Origin of the sequence: Nocardia inohanensis NBRC 100128 (genome assembly GCF_001612945.1) — a bacterium.
Taxonomy (GTDB): Bacteria; Actinomycetota; Actinomycetes; order Mycobacteriales; family Mycobacteriaceae; genus Nocardia; species Nocardia inohanensis.
In genome coordinates, this window is record NZ_BDBK01000002.1 from 606,042 (window position 1) to 621,166 (window position 15,125).

16 protein-coding genes are annotated in these 15,125 nt (G+C 68.3%); 8 read left to right on the forward strand and 8 right to left on the reverse strand.

Annotation, left to right across the window (positions count from 1 at the left end; translation table 11 throughout):
• Position 1: 1 nt before the first annotated feature.
• Positions 2-547, reverse strand: a complete 546-nt coding sequence (locus NI1_RS09075) for a carboxymuconolactone decarboxylase family protein (protein WP_067816765.1) — start codon at positions 545-547, stop codon at positions 2-4.
• Positions 548-1,281: 734 nt separating this feature from the next.
• On the opposite strand from NI1_RS09075, the gene NI1_RS09080 reads away from it, so the two are divergent.
• Entirely contained in the window at positions 1,282-2,871 is a 1,590-nt protein-coding gene (locus NI1_RS09080; protein WP_067816768.1) for an ArnT family glycosyltransferase, read from the forward strand.
• 43 nt (positions 2,872-2,914) lie between these two features.
• Here the strand turns inward: NI1_RS09080 and NI1_RS09085 are convergent, their stop codons facing one another.
• The gene (locus NI1_RS09085) at positions 2,915-3,985 is read right to left on the reverse strand and encodes a helix-turn-helix transcriptional regulator (RefSeq protein ID WP_084522817.1); all 1,071 of its coding nucleotides are present in this window, start codon (positions 3,983-3,985) and stop codon (positions 2,915-2,917) included.
• Between the two features lie 103 nt (positions 3,986-4,088).
• Between NI1_RS09085 and NI1_RS09090 the strand changes: the two genes are divergently transcribed.
• The 3 genes from NI1_RS09090 (at position 4,089) to NI1_RS09100 (ending at position 5,361) form a co-directional block, all read left to right on the forward strand.
• A complete protein-coding gene (locus NI1_RS09090) occupies positions 4,089-4,307 on the forward strand; it encodes a hypothetical protein (protein WP_067816774.1) in 219 nt (72 codons plus the stop codon).
• A 44-nt stretch (positions 4,308-4,351) separates the two neighbouring features.
• On the forward strand, positions 4,352-4,846 hold the full coding sequence (locus tag NI1_RS09095) for a carboxymuconolactone decarboxylase family protein (protein ID WP_067816777.1): 495 nt from the start codon (positions 4,352-4,354) through the stop codon (positions 4,844-4,846).
• A 131-nt stretch (positions 4,847-4,977) separates the two neighbouring features.
• Positions 4,978-5,361 carry a low affinity iron permease family protein gene (locus NI1_RS09100; RefSeq protein ID WP_067816779.1) on the forward strand — a complete coding sequence of 128 codons (384 nt, stop codon included), beginning with the start codon at positions 4,978-4,980 and terminating at the stop codon, positions 5,359-5,361.
• A 55-nt stretch (positions 5,362-5,416) separates the two neighbouring features.
• Here the strand turns inward: NI1_RS09100 and NI1_RS09105 are convergent, their stop codons facing one another.
• Positions 5,417-6,886, reverse strand: coding sequence for an MDR family MFS transporter (locus NI1_RS09105; protein ID WP_067816782.1), 1,470 nt, complete (start codon positions 6,884-6,886; stop codon positions 5,417-5,419).
• Positions 6,887-7,210: 324 nt separating this feature from the next.
• On the opposite strand from NI1_RS09105, the gene NI1_RS09110 reads away from it, so the two are divergent.
• Positions 7,211-8,080: an ATP-grasp domain-containing protein gene (locus NI1_RS09110; RefSeq protein WP_218026716.1), complete on the forward strand. Its 870-nt coding sequence runs from the start codon at positions 7,211-7,213 to the stop codon at positions 8,078-8,080.
• Positions 8,077-8,880: an ATP-grasp domain-containing protein gene (locus NI1_RS09115; RefSeq protein WP_067816785.1), complete on the forward strand. Its 804-nt coding sequence runs from the start codon at positions 8,077-8,079 to the stop codon at positions 8,878-8,880. Before NI1_RS09110 ends, NI1_RS09115 begins: the two co-directional genes overlap by 4 nt.
• Here the strand turns inward: NI1_RS09115 and NI1_RS09120 are convergent.
• Positions 8,833-9,669, reverse strand: coding sequence for a universal stress protein (locus NI1_RS09120; protein ID WP_067816788.1), 837 nt, complete (start codon positions 9,667-9,669; stop codon positions 8,833-8,835). The two genes, NI1_RS09115 and NI1_RS09120, sit on opposite strands and share 48 nt — an antisense overlap.
• Positions 9,670-9,920: 251 nt before the next feature.
• On the opposite strand from NI1_RS09120, the gene NI1_RS09125 reads away from it, so the two are divergent.
• The gene (locus NI1_RS09125) at positions 9,921-10,343 is read left to right on the forward strand and encodes a DoxX family protein (protein WP_067816791.1); all 423 of its coding nucleotides are present in this window, start codon (positions 9,921-9,923) and stop codon (positions 10,341-10,343) included.
• Positions 10,344-10,387: 44 nt separating this feature from the next.
• On the opposite strand, the gene NI1_RS09130 is transcribed toward NI1_RS09125, so the two are convergent.
• The gene (locus NI1_RS09130) at positions 10,388-10,867 is read right to left on the reverse strand and encodes a hypothetical protein (RefSeq protein ID WP_174564466.1); all 480 of its coding nucleotides are present in this window, start codon (positions 10,865-10,867) and stop codon (positions 10,388-10,390) included.
• Positions 10,864-12,111, reverse strand: a complete 1,248-nt coding sequence (locus NI1_RS09135) for an NsdA family TPR-like regulatory protein (protein WP_218026717.1) — start codon at positions 12,109-12,111, stop codon at positions 10,864-10,866. The genes NI1_RS09130 and NI1_RS09135 overlap by 4 nt, the downstream gene beginning before the upstream one ends.
• 181 nt (positions 12,112-12,292) lie before the next feature.
• Here NI1_RS09135 and NI1_RS09140 point away from each other — a divergent pair, with 181 nt between their 5' ends.
• Positions 12,293-12,643 carry a hypothetical protein gene (locus NI1_RS09140; RefSeq protein WP_067816794.1) on the forward strand — a complete coding sequence of 117 codons (351 nt, stop codon included), beginning with the start codon at positions 12,293-12,295 and terminating at the stop codon, positions 12,641-12,643.
• Here NI1_RS09140 and NI1_RS09145 read toward each other — a convergent pair.
• Positions 12,630-13,952 (reverse strand): NtaA/DmoA family FMN-dependent monooxygenase, encoded by a 1,323-nt coding sequence (locus tag NI1_RS09145; protein WP_067816797.1) that lies wholly within the window; start codon positions 13,950-13,952, stop codon positions 12,630-12,632. The two genes, NI1_RS09140 and NI1_RS09145, sit on opposite strands and share 14 nt — an antisense overlap.
• Positions 13,949-14,965, reverse strand: coding sequence for an LLM class flavin-dependent oxidoreductase (locus tag NI1_RS09150; protein WP_067816800.1), 1,017 nt, complete (start codon positions 14,963-14,965; stop codon positions 13,949-13,951). The genes NI1_RS09145 and NI1_RS09150 overlap by 4 nt, the downstream gene beginning before the upstream one ends.
• Positions 14,966-15,125: the final 160 nt, after the last annotated feature.

Sequence of the window (15,125 nt, forward strand, 5' to 3'; positions counted from 1 at the left end):
GTCAGTGCTGGTGGTGGCGGACGATCGGCCAGTCGATGTCGGTGTCGACGGCCTTGTTCAGGTAGTTGGTGAAGACGTTGAGGGCGACGTTGGCGATGACCTCGGTGATCTCGCCGTCGGTCAAGCCTGCGGTCTGGGCGGTTTTCAGGTCGGTCTCCTCGACGCCACCTCGGGAACGGACGACTGCCTTGGCGAAGGTGAGTACCGCGGCGGCTTTGGTGTCGGCGGATTCGCCGTGGCGGCCGGCCTCGATTTCGGCGGCGTCGAGCTTTGCGATGTTCGCGCCGATGTAGGAGTGCGCGGAAAGGCAGTAGTCACAACCGTTTTCCTCGGCGACCAGCAGTGCGATGCGCTCCCGGATCGGCGCCGGGAGCGCACCACCGGCGAGTGCGCCGGAGAAGCCGAGGTAGGCCTCGAGGACGGCGGGGCTGTTGACCATGGCCTTGGTCATGTTGGGGGTGACGCCGAGCGCTTCCTGTACGCCGGCGAGCAGGTCGGCGGCCTTGCCGGTGGCGGTTTCGGGCTGGATCAGAGGCAGGCGGGACATGGGTGAATCCTGTTCTCGTAGAGCGGGTTCCATGATCGGCTGGCTAACCGGTCATCGATAGATAGAAGGTTATAGAGCGGTTGGGCATTCCCGGGTCGCGAAGAATTTTTCCGGGGGCCTCGCGCTGCTGGTTGAAACCTATGGCCGAGTCGGCCGGAGGCCGGCGGACCGGATGCGCCGAACCGGGGACCGAACGCGCCGAAGCATCCGGGTGGAACGGTCACCTCCGGGGCAGTGCAACTCGCCGGGGAATTCTGTGGGGAAAACGGTTGGAGAACAGCCGTCGAATTCGGGGATGATCAAACCGTGATCGGCGTCGGGGGCGACTGGTGGTATTAGTTGATGCGAGCTGTGCCACATTTCTCGGGGTGTGGTTGTGCAAGCCCCCAGTTTCATTGGCATGGTGGGCAATCTGCTGGCGGGTATCCGTTGGGAAATCTCGCGGTGAATCGGTCATCGAATCCGTCATTACCGATCGGTAATTCTTGGAAAGCCCTCTGAGCTGGGGGTTGTGGATTAAAAGCGGGTGGCTATCGCAATGTAACCCATTTGCTAAGTGTGGTCAGAGGCATTAACGTTTCGCAAAATCAGAAAAATCCGAGCAGACCGCGCGAGCATCCGTGCTCATCAGTTCGCTGCCGGGGAGGAATCAGTTCGTCAGCGAACAGATGCGGCGTTCCACCGCGGGGTGGGCGTCCGGCGCGTCTGTCGGAATGTTATCGGGGACACAATTAATGACAGCGGTCGTCACGGTTCGGACCGAACCGGAAGCCATTCCTAATACCCACCCTCCGTTCGCATTCCGCGGTGTCGCGCTGATGGCCGTGGTCTCCACGATCCTGCTGACGGCGACCGCGGGGCGCTACGACTTCTTCGGCGACGAACTGTATTTCCTCTCCGCCGGGCGGCGGCTCGACTACACGTACGCGGATCAGGGCGTCGTGGTGGCCTTCTTCGCGCACCTCGCGGATGTGCTCGCGCCTGGATCGGTTATCGCACTGCGGGTTCCGGCCATCCTGATGGCGGTGGGCGCGGCCGTGGTTTCGGCGGCGATCGCCTACGAACTGCGCGGCAGCCGCCGGGTGCAGCTGCTCGCGGCGGGGTGCTACGCGACCTCCTACCTGCTGGTCACCCAATGCGCCCTGAGCACTTTCGCTTTCGATGCCACCCTCACCGCCGTCATCACCTGGCTGCTGATCCGCTGGGTGCGCACCCGTCAGGACCGGCTGATCATCGTCGCGGGTTTGGTTGCGGCGCTGGACATGCAGGTGAAGTGGATGATCCCGCTGGTGTGGGGATCCCTGGGCGTGGCGGTCGTCCTGTGCGGCCCCCGCGAGCTGCTGCGCCGTCCCGCGCTGTGGATCGCGGCCGGCATTCTCGCCCTGTCCCTGGTCCCGATTCTGTACTGGCAGTCGCAGCACAACTGGCCGCAGCTGGCCATGGGCAGCATTATCGGCGCCGAGCAGGACGCCACCGGTTACGGTCCGCTCGGCTTCTTCCCGCAGTGGATCTGCTTGGCCAGCTTTCTCGGAGCCGTGCTGATCGCGGTCGGGTTCTACGCCGTGGTCAGGCAGGAGGCGCTGAAGCCGTATCGCTTCATCGCGGTGGCGCTGGTGCTGATGACCCTGTTCGTGGTCGTCACGCACGGCCGCCCGTACTACCCGACGGGCTTCTTCCCCGCCATGTTCGCGATCGGAGCGGTCGGCCTGTGGCGATACCCGCGCACGCGCTGGATGAACCTGGCGATGTACCCGCTGATCGGCATCACCGTGGCGACCTTCCTGGGCACGCTGTTCCTGCTGCCCCTACCGCAGCACTGGCGCAGCCAGACCGCCACCGCCATCGATCTCGGCATCCGGTCCGGACTCTGGGGCACCACCAATTGGGATCGCATGGTCGAGGCCGTCGACACCGGCTACGACACGCTGACCCCCGAGGAGCAGGCGCACTCCGCCATCATCACCCAGGGCTATTGGCAGGGCGGCGCGGTCGAGGAGTTCGGCGGACGCTACGACCTGCCCGCCACCTACAGCCCCAGCCGCGGTTTCGGATTCTTCGGCCCGCCGGCCGATTCCACCACCACGATCGTCTTCGTCGGCCTGAACACGGCCGAGGCGGACCTGAAGTCCCGTTTCACCGAGGTGCAACGCGTGACCGAACTGGACGATCCGATGGGCATCCCCGGCATCGACCGCATGGTCGCCGTCTGGAAATGCAAGGGCCCCAAGCAAGCCTGGCCGCAGCTGTGGGACAACTGGACCACCCTGTACTTCGACCTGGGCCACTGGCACGACCCGCGCGCCACCACCCGCCCCACGCACTGAGCGCGACGCCGGGTGCGCGCCGTCCGCACCAACAGCGACACCTTCACGCGCCGCTGAACGAGTCCGCGTGCTCGGCCGGGCACCGGTCCAGGGAGTGCGCGCGGCGGTAGGCGCTCGGCGTCTGGCCGGTCCAGCGCTGGAAGGCGCGGGTCAGGACGCGCTGATCGCGGTAGCCGAGCTGCCGCGAGATCGACCGCACCGAGCGGTCCGGGTTGTGCAGCAGGGCGACGGCGAGTTCGTGTCTGGCGGTTTCCAATTCGGCGCGCCAGGTGGTGTCGTGCTCGGTGAGGCGGCGTTGCAGGGTGCGGGTGCCGAGGGCGAGTCGCCGGGCGACCTCGTCGATGGTGACCTCCGCGCCGTCGGACAGGGCGCGGCGAATGGTGGTGCGGACCGTTTCCAGCCAGGGTGGGGCCGGGCGGGAGTGGTCGATCAGGTCCTGTGCATAACTGTGGAGTATTTCGCGCAGGTACGGATCGTGCGCGGTGGTCTGCGCGGGCCCGGAGTCCAGGAAGGTGATGGCATCGCGTTCCTGCCCGAAATGGATATTGCCGGTGCCGAAGGCGCGCACCAGATAACCGTGGTCGCGGGGTGCGGGATGGGCGAAATCCACGCGCACCGGTGTCGCGGTCGCGCCGAAGCCCTCGCGTGCCCGGCGCAGTGTGACCGCCGTGATGAACTCGCTGTGGATGGCCTCCACCGGTGCGCTGTACGGGGTGTCGAGGTAGGCGGCGGTGAGCTGTGCGCCGTGTTCGGCCACCCGCATGGAGAAGGCGGGGTCGCAGAGCGCGCCGCTGTACCGCGAGGCGTCGTGCAGGCCGATCGCCAGGGTGGGCGCGTTGCCGATCAGATAGTCCCAGACGTGCAGTCGGCCGGGCGCGGCCATCGCGGCGGCCCGGATACCGGCTTCACGACCGGCATTGTGGTGCAACACCTCCCACAGCCGGTGCATATCCACGGTCGGGATGCGCGTGCGATGGTCGCGCAGCGCCGCCCGGTCCAGGCTGCCGATGTGCGCCAGCTCGGATTCCCCCACCCCGGAGCGTGCGGCGGCATCCAGCACCACCTGGACGACATGGGAGGAGACGGTATTCGCGAGCACGCCGTCAACAACCACGCGGCGGCCGAACCTGTTCCGCGCGGGCGCATGTCACCGAAACGCACTTTCTTGACATGAATAGTCCGCTGGGACCGGGCCCCCGCGCTCCTAGTGTCGAGACGTGTCATCGATCAAGAGTTCGGAACCGCTCGGTCTCGAGGTAGCGCGCAGCCTGATGCGCAATGGAATCGTCATTCGCGCGGTCGCGCTCGCCCTCGCCACCGTGGTGCTGATCGCTGTGCACGAGCCGATCTGGGTGCCGTACGCGGTCAGCGTGTACGCCGTCTGGAATGCCGCGGCGGTCACCCTCGCCGCGGCGCGTGCGGCCCGTGGCCGCTGAATCCCGCTGTCCCCTCCCATGATTCACCGAAAGCAGGAACGTAGATGATCACCCCCGTGCCGGACCACCCGCTCTTGGACGAAGTGCGCAAGCGCATGGGCCGGGTGCCGAATATGACCAAGGTGATGGCGAATTCGACCGCGGTGCTGGAGGGCTACCTTGGCCTGTCGGGCGCGTTGAAGAAGGGCGCACTGCCCGCCGCCACCTCCGAGCGCATCGCGCTCGCGGTCGGCGCGGCCAATGACTGCGGCTATTGCGTCGCGGCGCACACCTTCGCCGGCAAGCGGGTGGCCGGGCTCGACGACGCCGAGATCGCGGCGGCCCAGCACGGCACCTCCGCCGATGCCAAGGAGGCCGCGGCCGTCGCCTTCGCCCGCGAGCTGACCGAGAGCCGGGGCAAGGCCGATCCGGCCGCCGCGCTGGCCGCGGGCTGGACGCAGGAACAGCTGCTGGAGATCATCGCGCTGGTGGCGTTGCAGACGCTGACGAACTACGTCAACAAGGTCGGCGAGACCGAAAACGACTGGCCGGCGGCGTAGTGGCGGGCTGAGCTCGAGCCGGAACCGGTTCGCCGGTTCAGGTGTGCCGATCGATTGCGGGGGTAGTTCCAAACCGACCCCCGGATCCGATCATCGAGCGAATCGAGGCCGTGATGGCAAAGACTCCGCGCATGCCTTCGGAGATCAACGGCCAGCTGTCGATCTTCGACCGGTTCGCCACCGGCGCGAGCCGCTGGACCTCGAAGGCGGGCTTCTTCGCCTTCTGCGTCATCCTCGTGCTGGTCTGGGCTCCGACCTTCTTCGTGCTGCCGAGCGTCGACACCTGGCAACTGGTCATCAACACCGCCACCACGATCATCACCTTCCTGCTGGTGGCACTGCTCCAGAACACCCAGAGCCGCAGCGACGCCGCGATCCAGCAGAAGCTCAATGCCATCGCCGACGGCCTGGCCGGTCTCATGGCCGAGTTCAGCAACGAACACCCGGAGCTCGAGCATCGCCGCAGGGAACTGGTCGACGCGGTGGGGTTGGAGGACCGCGAAGGCTCCGAGTGAACAGACGAATCGAGGCGGATCCGCGGGTGCGGATCCGCCTCGATGCACGAGAAGGTCAGTCCTTGACCAATTCCGGGGTGTGCAGTTCGTCCTCGGTGTGGACCGCGCCGTGCGGGTCGCCGGAGGAGCGGTTGGGCAGCAGCACCGCCATCACGATCACCAGGACGGACAGGGCGGCCGAGACCAGGAAGGCCAGGCGCATACCGTCCAGGTGCGCGGTCACCGCGTCTTTACCGGATTCGATCAATTGGCTACGGCGGGTGGACATCACGGTGACCACCAGGGCGGTGCCGAAAGCGGCGGCCACCTGCTGGAGGGTGCCGAGCATGGAGCTGCCGTGCGAGTAGAGGTGCGCGGGCAGCGCGCCCAGGCCGAGGGTGAAGACGGGGGTGAAGGCGGCGGCCAGCGAGACCATCAGCAGGATGTGCAGGGCCAGCAGCTGCCAGTACGGCATGGAGAGCGAGATCTGGGTGAAACCGGCCAGCGCGGCGGTGATGCCGATCGAACCGGGGATGACCAGCACGCGGCCGCCGAAACGGTCGAAGATTTTGCCGACGGTGGGACCGAGCAGGCCCATGGCCAGGCCGCCGGGCATGACCAGCAGACCGGTCTCGAGCGGGCTCAGGTGCCGCAGGATCTGTAGGTAGAGCGGCAGCAGGATCATCGAACCGAGCATGGCCAGGAACGCGACCGACATCAGGATCAGCGCCTTGGTGTAGGTGCCGGCGAGCAGGATGCGCAGGTCCAGCAGCGGAGAACCGTTGCGCTGCAACTGGATCTGCCGGGCCGCGAACACCGCGATCAGCACCGCGCCACCGGCGACCAGCAGGGCGGGCAGCGCGGCGCCACCGGATTCGAAGCGGCTCAGGCCGTACACCAGCCCACCGAAACCGAAGGCCGCGAAGGCCACACTCAGCCAATCGATGGAACCGGCCTGTGGTTCACCGATATTGTCCAGCTTGCGCAGACCCAGCCAGGTCACCGCACCCGCGATGGGCAGCACCAGCACGAAAAGCCAACGCCAGGAACCGACCTGGAGCACCAGACCGGAAATGACCGGGCCCATGGCCGGAGCCACCGAAATGGCCAGGGTGACATTGCCCATGACCCGGCCGCGATCGGTCTCCGGGACCACGGTCATCAGCGTGGTCATCAACAGCGGCATCATGACCGCGGTGCCGCCGGCCTGCACCACGCGGCCCAGCAGCAGCACCGCGAAGGTGGGGGCGACCGCCGACAGCGCGGTACCGGCGATGAACACGCCCATGGCGATGGCGTACGCGCGACGGGTGGTCACCCGCTGTAGGAACCATCCGGTGACCGGGATGATCGCCGCCATGGTGAGCATGAACGCGGTCGAAACCCATTGGGCGGCACTCTCGGTGACCTTCAGATCGGTGATCAGCCGCGGGATCGCATTGATCATGATCGTCTCGTTCAGGATCACCACGAACGTCGCGAGCACCAGTAACCGGATGACGGTCGGCGTCCGTCCGGGTGATCGGACGGATAGGTCGGCGGGCATTCGGAAACCTCCGGTACAGGTGCGGGTCGGGCGGCGGGTGGCCCACGGCGAGTATCCGAACCCACCATCATGCGGCCATATAGGTACAGACGGGTTCTGTTCGCTCAACTCATCGGGTCGCCGTCAGTATTCCTGGGGGGTCCGACAGAAACCATCCGTTTTCCGCTCCGCGCGGCGCGGCCGCCGGTCACGCCGCGCGCCGGCCGGCACCGGCGTCCCGCGCGCTGTTGCGCTTTCGGGTGTAGAACGGATGATCTTGGCAGGGCAATCGCCAAAAAGTTTGGGCCGCAGTGGTGAACGACACCGCGGGGACGGGGAGATGTTATGGCCGCGCGGATGAGATTCTGCTTCCTGGTGGAGGAGCAGTATCGCCACGATGGAATGCCATTGGACGTGGCGCGGCAGTTGATCGGCTGGGGGCATCGCGTGGATGTGGTGCGGCCGGGCGCGGAACTGCTGGATCTGGGCGGGCTGGTGCGGCGCGGGCGGCACGACGCGTGGGTATTGAAGACGGTATCGGGCGGACCGGGGCTGGGGCTGCTGGAGGCGGCCGCGGCGGCCGGCCTGACCACGGTGAACGACGCGAGATCCATTCGGGGCGTGCGGGACAAGGTGCAGGCGGCCATGATCGCGGCCGACAGCGGGCTGCCGGTGCCGGCGACCTGGGCGGCGGCGCGGCTCTGCGATCTGGCGCGGGTTTCGGGCGCGCGGTATCCCCTGGTGGTCAAGCCCGCCGACGGCAGTTCCGGCCGGGGCGTGCGATTGATCCGGCGGCCCGAGCATTTGGCCGCCATGATCGACGAGGACACGGTCGAAGGCGTCCACATCGCGCAGCCGTATGTGCCGAATTCCGGTGTGGACCTGAAGGTTTACAGCGTGCGCGGCCAATTGTTCGGCACCGAGCGCACCTCGCCGCTGGCCGGTGCCGGAGCCGCCGATCGCCCGGTGCGGTTGAGCCGGGAGGTGCGCACCATCGCCGCCCGGGTGGGCGAGGTGTTCGGCCTCGACCTGTTCGGCGTCGATATCGTGATCGGTCCCGACGGCCCGGTCGTGGTGGACGTCAACGACTTTCCGAGCTTCCGGCAGGTCCCCGATGCCGTGGCCACCGTCGCCCGCGCGATCGTCGAGCTGGCCAGGACGGGCGCGGACTGGCCGGTTCCGGTGGATCCGCAGCTGGCGGTCCGGGCCCTGTGAGAATCGGTCTGCTGACCGGGAATTCGGTTCATCCGCTGCTGGCCGCCGCCACCGGGATCTGGCGCGCCGATGGTCATTGCGTCGAGCAGTTGCACCCGGACGCCGTCCTACCCGCCGACCCCGCGGACGTCTACCTGCTGAAGGCGCGCACACCGGCGGCCATCGCGCTGGCTCGTGCTCTCGAAGAACGCGGCGTCCCGGTTCTCAACTCCGCCGCCGCCACCGAGTTCTGCCAGGATCGAATCCGTATGGCGCACTTGGCCGAAGCGGCCGGCCTCCCGTTTCCGAATACCACCGCGCCGGGCGCCTTGCGCGAGCTCACCGCCATCGACCGTCCGCTGGTGGTGAAGAGCCGCCGCAGCCGTCGCGACGACCTGGTGGCCCGCATCGACGACCTGGCACAACTGCACGCCCTCGCCGCCGCCTGGCCCGAAGAGCCCGTGGTACTACAGGATTTCGTCCCCGGCGACGGCTGGGACCACAAGCTCTGGGTGGTCGCGGGCCGGGTGTTCGCCGCCCGCCGCCGCTCGGAACTGGCCGCGGGGCCGAAGGTTCCGGATGTGCCGGTCGACGGCCCGCACCCGTGGTCGGACCTCGCGCTGCGGGTGGGCGAGGTCTTCGATCTGGAGGTCTACGGCGTTGACCTGCTGGAAGTGGACGGGACGCCGCTGATCGTGGATATCAATGCCTTCCCGGGCATTCGGGGCAGCGTGGACGCCGCGCGCGTACTCGCCGAACTCGCGATCCGCGTGTCACTCACCCCCGACGACCATGATCGGGCACTCCACCGACAGCAGTAGCGACTGGCTGGTGGAGCCGAAGACCTTGCCGGCGAAGCCGCCGCGGCCGCGCGTGCCGACCACGAGTAGTTGTGCGCCGGTGGACCATTCGAGCAGGGAGCGTTCGGGGCGGTCGTGCGCCACTTCGCGTTGGATGCGGACCTCGGGGTAGCGCTCCTGCCAGCCCGCCAGGCTCTCGGCGAGGACGTAATCCTCGTTCCCCGCGTCCTCTTCGCTGTTGCCGTCCGCGTGCAGCGCGATGAGATCGACGCCGCGGGCGGCGGCTTCGTCGAAGGCGGCGGCCAGGGCCGGTTCGCTCACCGCGGTGCCGTCCACGCCGACCACCACCGGGCGGGTGGGGGTGTCGGGCGGGAGCACCACGCCGTCGCGGATGACGGTGACTGGGCAGTGCGCGCGGCGGGCTAGTGCGGAGCTGACCGAGCCGAGGAGCGCGCGGCGCAGGGTGCCGGCGGGGCGGGCGCCGGTGACCACCATCCGGGCCTTCTCGGAGCGTTCCATCAGGGTGGGGGCGACCATGCCCGGGGCGAGTTCGGTGGTGATCGCGACCTCCGCGGAGGCCGTCGCCGCGGTGAGCGCGGCGGTCTCCAGCAGCCAGCGGCCGTGCTCCTCCAGGCGTTCGTAATCGGATTCGGTGAGCACCCCGCCCAGGCCGAGCCCCTCGGCGGCGGTCACCTCGAGTACGCGCAGCAGATGCAGGGGCGCGTGATGCAGTGCGGCGGTCCGGGCCGCCCAGCCCACGGCGGACCCGGCGGATTCGTCGATGGCGACGACGATGGGCGCACTCGTCATGTTCGTCCTCCTGCTGTCGGGGAGGAATCCCGCGACCCCGTCCTCGGGGGTGTACGTGGCTGGGCGGGGCCGCGGGTTCCCTCATCCTGTTTCCTCAACCATGGTTGAGGTCAAGTCGGTGGGGGATGGCTCACACCTACTCGCACGTTACCGCGTCCTCCCGCTCTGTTCGCGGCAGGATTGCGACAATCGCTCAGCCGGCGGTGTGCACCCGTCGAACCAGGTGAACTCGTGACGCTGAGAGGTAGCTGATGGCGGGCAATGATGGTCATGCACAGGAACTCCGGCCCTATGTACTGCTGCTGGCGCGTTTGGTGCTGGGCGTGAACTTCGTGTTCTCCGGTACTTCCGCGCTGGCCGGTTGGCCCAATGTGAGCCCGCAGGCCACGCCCGGCGAATGGCCCTATTGGTGGGCGGGATTGTTCGAGCTGATCGTCGGGGTGCTGTTGATCCTGGGCGCGTACACCTTCGCGGCGGGGCTGTTCGGGGCGGGAATGATGGCCTACGCCTACATCTTCGTGCACGCGGCGGGCAGTCCGGACCGCTGGTGGGACGCGTACGGCAATGGCGGGCAAGCGGCTTCGGCCTTCGGCGTCGGCCTGCTGCTGATCGCCTTCTTCGGCCCCGGCGCGGCGGCGCTTCGACTCGGTGGCGGCCGCCCAGCCCGTCGCTGACGCCCAAGACCCGTACCTCCGCCCGGTGGATGACGTGGCCGGGATCAATCCCGTTGCGCGCCCGGCGGCCAGATCCGGGTGATCGGCAGGCCGCGGCTGCGGGCCGCCGCCACTACATCGGCAGTGCCGCCGAACCCGCGCGCCGGTTCCCCATCCCATACCGCGAGCAGTTCATCCGCCTCGTCGAGCATGCGCAGGCTGCCCGCCTGATGCGCCTCGGGAGCCGATTCCCGGAATTCCAGCTGGGTCACCGAATCTGCCGCGGCGAGCAGCCGATCGTAGGTGGCATGGTGTTCGGGGGGCAGGCTCTCGCGATATGCGTGCGCCGGAATGACCACCTCCAGCCGCCCGCCGGCGTCCAGTACCGCCGACGCGAACAGCGAATCCGGTCCGTCCGCAAGGCAACTCACGCCCACCAGGTCACCCGTATCCCGGCCGGAGACCTCGGCGCGCAGCGCGGCATCGATCGATGCGAGCGTCGGCGCGGGCAATCCGCGATGTCCGGTGATGGCGATGCGCGTCATTGCTCATCTCGTCCGTACAGCGTGGCGAGGGCGTCGTCCAGCGCCCTGGCCTCGACGGTACGCGCGGGCAGCCCGGCCCGGAATGCCCTGGCGGTGCGGGTGATTCGCTCACTGTGATAGGCCAGCCCGACTGTGAGCGCCTCGGCGGCGAGCGTGCACCCGCCCTCGATATCGCCGCTGCGCGCCAGCACCTGCGCATGCTCCACCTTGGCCAGCGCTCGCGGTTTCTCGGCGGTCAGCGCACTGTCGGCGAGTTCGAAGGCCAGGTGCGCGGCGCGATTGTCGCCGAGCCGCGTCAGCGCGCTGGCTTGATACCGCGCCGCCTTCCGCGCGTCGAAGGCGAAAACCCACGGCCACCGCGGTTCTCCGCGCTGTCGTTCCACCAATCGCTCGGCCCGCCGCAAGGCCGCGAGGGCGTTCTGCCGGTCCCCGGTCGCGGCATGGGCGATGGCCAGCAGCGAGGTCAGCCAGGCCGTCGCGCTGTCCGGCGCGTCCCGGCCCAATTGGCCGGCGGCGGTGCGCAACAGCACCAGTCCGGCGCGCCCGTCCCCCATCTCCACCGCGTAATGCCCCAGGCTCGCCGTCATATACGACACCAGCAGCGGGTGATGCGTCCGCTCCGCATGCCGGATGGCCTCCACATACCGCCGCCGCGCCGCCGCGTCGTCCCCGCGATCGGCCGCCAACCACGCTGCCAGCCCGGCGATCTCGGAGAGCACCCGGAAGCCGCCGGAGGTGCGCAACCGGTCCCGCACCACCCCGGTCACCAGATTCAGGTGCGCGTCCACCACCGGCGCCAGCCGATCCGACGGCACCGAGGACTCCATCCGCCGGTAGTTGGCGGTCGGCCCGGCCATGGTGTCGATCAGTTCGGTCTCGGTGGGCGCGGCATTGGCCAGCACCGCGTTCGTGGTCACCACGAGTGCGCTGGAGAGGAACTGCTTGCGGTTCACGCGCTCGTCATCCGCTGTCGGAAGGCCGGCGCTGAAACCGAGATCGGCATCGGTGGTCACGTTCAGGACCGCGCGCAGGGCGGCCCGGTAATGCCTTCTGGGCCATGTCGTTTCGCCTCGCTCCCACTTGCCGACATGCCGTTCGTCGACCGCGCCGCGCTTGCCGGTGGACCGCAGCACATGGTCGTTGACGGCGTCCGCCAACTCCCGGCGGGTCATCGATCGGCCGGGCGATCCGGGTGACTCCATGCGCAGCCGAGCTTCGACGAGCAGCTCATTACGACCGGTCACGGCTTGCGGCTCCTCTTGCTGGACCTCTTCCGAGAATAGGTCTTCCAGGGATTTGCCGCGCCGCCATGACCCTCGATTGCCCACTAATTTCCCCACCGCACGCCATCGATCGATCGCGTGCCATGGATGAACGTTGAAGTCGGCGACCGACTTCGGCCGCGGACCTGCTCGAGGATTAGCCATGACAACGGAACCGAATGCCATCGGATGGTTGCGGAGCGACATTTCCGGGGCTCGGCAGGAGTGGGACGAAGCGCAGATCCGCGGGGTGGCGCAGCGGCTGGGCTACGACCTGCGCAAGACGGTGGTGTTCGGCCCGCTCACCGATCGCCCGCTGCACCGGCTGCGCATGCTGGTTTCCCGGCTCTCCCTCGAAGCCGTGATCGTGCCCAGCGTCGAGCATTTCGAGCGCGGGCTGGTGCCGGCCGAATTGGTGGCGGTCGCGGATGTCATCACGGTGACGCCGGTGCAGACCTACGCCCGGTACGCCACCGGTGAGTTGCCCGAATTGCCGGAGCTCACCGGCGGCTGAGGGGTGGGCGTAGGTCCAGGTGATCGCGGAGGGTCGCGCCGAGGTAGCTCGTACGGTACGAACCCCGGTCCTGGAGTTCGGGAATCAGCAGTTCGACGATTTCGTCCAGGCCGGTGGGCACCAGGTACGGGGTGATGTTGAAGCCGTCGCTCGCGCCGTGCCGGACCCAGCGGGTGAGCTCGTCGGCGACCTGTCCCGGAGTGCCCGCGAAGCCGAAACGGGCGGTGGTCTCCACGGCGACCTGACGCAGCGAGAGCCGCTTGGTCTCGGCCAGTTCCCGCCATTGCGCGGCGATGGCGGCCCGATCCTGGCCGTCGCGTTGCGCGCCGCGGGTGCCCGAAATCTTGGCCGGTTCAGGGTCTTCCGACGGCAGCGGACCATCGGGATCGAGGTGGGAGAGGTCCTTGCCCCACACCTGACCGGCCAGCGACAGCGCGGTCGCGCCGGTGATCTGGTTCTCCAGCACCCAGCGCTTCTTCTCCGCCACCTCGGATTCGTTCTCCGCCAGCACGATCTGGGTGCCGGGCAGGATGCGAATGTCGTCGGCGGGACGACCGGCGGCGACCAGGCGAGTGCGGATATCGGTCGCGAATTCGCGGGCGGGTTCGAAGTGGGTTCCGAAGGGGGAGAAGATGACTTCGGCGTGCGCGGCCGCGAAATCGCGTCCGGCGGGCGAGACGCCGGCCTGGAAGATCACCGGATGGCCTTGGGCGCTGCGCGGCACCGTCGGGGTGGCGGCGAACCGGAAGTGCGCCGTCTCGCGTTCGACGGTGCGCGCGGTACCGGAGTCCTGGTCCCAGGCATCCCAGATTTCCCTGGCGGCACTCAGGAATTCGGCCGCGCGCTCGTATCGCAGCGCGTGATCCAGGAACCCGCCGCGCCGGAAATTCTCACCCGTCCAGGCATTGTCGGTGGTGACGGCGTTCCAACCGGCCCGGCCGCCGGAGAGCACATCCAGTGAGGCCAGCCGCCGGGCCAGATCGGCGGGCTCGTTGTAGGTGGTGTTCTGCGTGGCCACCAGGCCGATCCGGGAGGTGATGCCCGCCAGCGCCGCCAGTTGGGTGATGGCATCCGGGCGGCCCGCGATATCGGTATCGAGCAGCTGCCCGTCCTGTTCGCGCAGGCGCAGCCCCTCGCCCAGGAAGAAGGCGTCGAACAGGCCGCGCTCGGCGGTGGTGGCGACGCGGCGGAAGGTCTCGAAATCGATCTGCGAACCGCTGCTCGGATCCGACCAGATGGTGGAGTGATTGACGCCCTGGAAGAAGACGCCGAAATGCACCTGGGCGCGCGGGAACGGGACCTCGGTCATCGGTTGAGCTCCTTGGCGAAACGATTGACGGGGCGGGGGAGACCGAGGTTGGCGCGCAGGGTCGAACCGGGGACCGGGCGGTGCGCCAGGCCGGAACGCAGCAGGGCGGGAAGCACGTAGCGGGACAACGCCGGAAGGTCCTCGTCGATGGCGGCCGGATGCAGGCGCACGCCGTCGGCGCGGGCGGCGAGATCGGTCAGCAGGGTGGTGAGGTCGGCCGTCGAGCCCGAGAAGTGCAGGCGTGCAGTAGAATTCGAAGGCGGCGGGGAGTCGACCAACGCGATGTCGATATCGACCAGCACCCGGGGGACGCCGGAGGTGCGTGCCTGATCCACCGCGGCCAGGGCATCCGGCACCGTCGCGCCGCTCACCAGTGCGACATCGACGCCATCGGAACCCGTTGTCTCGTAGGCGAAGACGACGACCTGCCCCTGCGGCGGACGGGGCACGATGGCCGGGCCCTTCACCGCGAAGGACGCGCCGATGAAATCGGCATAGTGCAGTTTGTCGCGGTTCAGGAATTTGCCGGCGGCGTAGTCGCGCACCACCGCGTCGTCCTCCCAGGAGTCCCAGAGCCGCCGCGCCACCTCGATGGAATCGACTCGCTCCCGGCGGATTTCGTCCTCGGTGCGCAGCTCTCGCGCACCCCAGGCGCGGGCGGTGGCGGGATCGTCGGCGGCCAGCCAGCCCGCTCGGCCGCGCGAGGCGTAATCGAGGGTCGCGAGCTGTGAGGAGAGGTGGAAGGGCTCGGCATAGGTGGGTGCGGCCACCGGGACCAGGCCCAGGGTGCTGGTCCGGGGTGCGACGAAAGCCGCGCGGGTGACGGCGTCGATCCGGCCGCCCGGGACGGCAACCGCGGGTGCCAGGGAATCGTCGAAGGTCGCGAAGGTGAAGCCCGCGTTCTCCGCGGCGTGCACCCGTTTTCGCAAGGTGTCTGCGGGGTGAAAGGCCGCACCGTCCAGTTCGATACCTACCGCGAACAGGGTTGTCCGATCAGCACTCTCGCTCGCCATGGGTTCGACGATCCTCGAACGGACGGGTGGTGACGACGGTTGCCGTCAACGTGATCCGAACCCCGGTGACGTGCTTCACAGCCGCAAGGGTTGCGTATACCCCTGGGGGGTATTAACTTTCTCGGTGTCAGGCAACGAACAAGATCACCGAAAGAGGCTG

What these genes read in the sequence shown, in the direction of transcription:
- NI1_RS09075 (WP_067816765.1), bottom strand. Translation starts at nt 547, where the DNA reads ATGTCCCGCCTGCCTCTGATCCAGCCCGAAACCGCCACCGGCAAGGCC.
- NI1_RS09120 (WP_067816788.1), bottom strand. Translation starts at nt 9,669, where the DNA reads ATGACGAGTGCGCCCATCGTCGTCGCCATCGACGAATCCGCCGGGTCC.
- NI1_RS09095 (WP_067816777.1), top strand. Translation starts at nt 4,352, where the DNA reads ATGATCACCCCCGTGCCGGACCACCCGCTCTTGGACGAAGTGCGCAAG.
- NI1_RS09080 (WP_067816768.1), top strand. Translation starts at nt 1,282, where the DNA reads ATGACAGCGGTCGTCACGGTTCGGACCGAACCGGAAGCCATTCCTAAT.
- NI1_RS09100 (WP_067816779.1), top strand. Translation starts at nt 4,978, where the DNA reads ATGCCTTCGGAGATCAACGGCCAGCTGTCGATCTTCGACCGGTTCGCC.
- NI1_RS09145 (WP_067816797.1), bottom strand. Translation starts at nt 13,952, where the DNA reads ATGACCGAGGTCCCGTTCCCGCGCGCCCAGGTGCATTTCGGCGTCTTC.
- NI1_RS09105 (WP_067816782.1), bottom strand. Translation starts at nt 6,886, where the DNA reads ATGCCCGCCGACCTATCCGTCCGATCACCCGGACGGACGCCGACCGTC.
- NI1_RS09110 (WP_218026716.1), top strand. Translation starts at nt 7,211, where the DNA reads ATGGCCGCGCGGATGAGATTCTGCTTCCTGGTGGAGGAGCAGTATCGC.
- NI1_RS09125 (WP_067816791.1), top strand. Translation starts at nt 9,921, where the DNA reads ATGGCGGGCAATGATGGTCATGCACAGGAACTCCGGCCCTATGTACTG.
- NI1_RS09140 (WP_067816794.1), top strand. Translation starts at nt 12,293, where the DNA reads ATGACAACGGAACCGAATGCCATCGGATGGTTGCGGAGCGACATTTCC.
- NI1_RS09150 (WP_067816800.1), bottom strand. Translation starts at nt 14,965, where the DNA reads ATGGCGAGCGAGAGTGCTGATCGGACAACCCTGTTCGCGGTAGGTATC.
- NI1_RS09130 (WP_174564466.1), bottom strand. Translation starts at nt 10,867, where the DNA reads ATGACGCGCATCGCCATCACCGGACATCGCGGATTGCCCGCGCCGACG.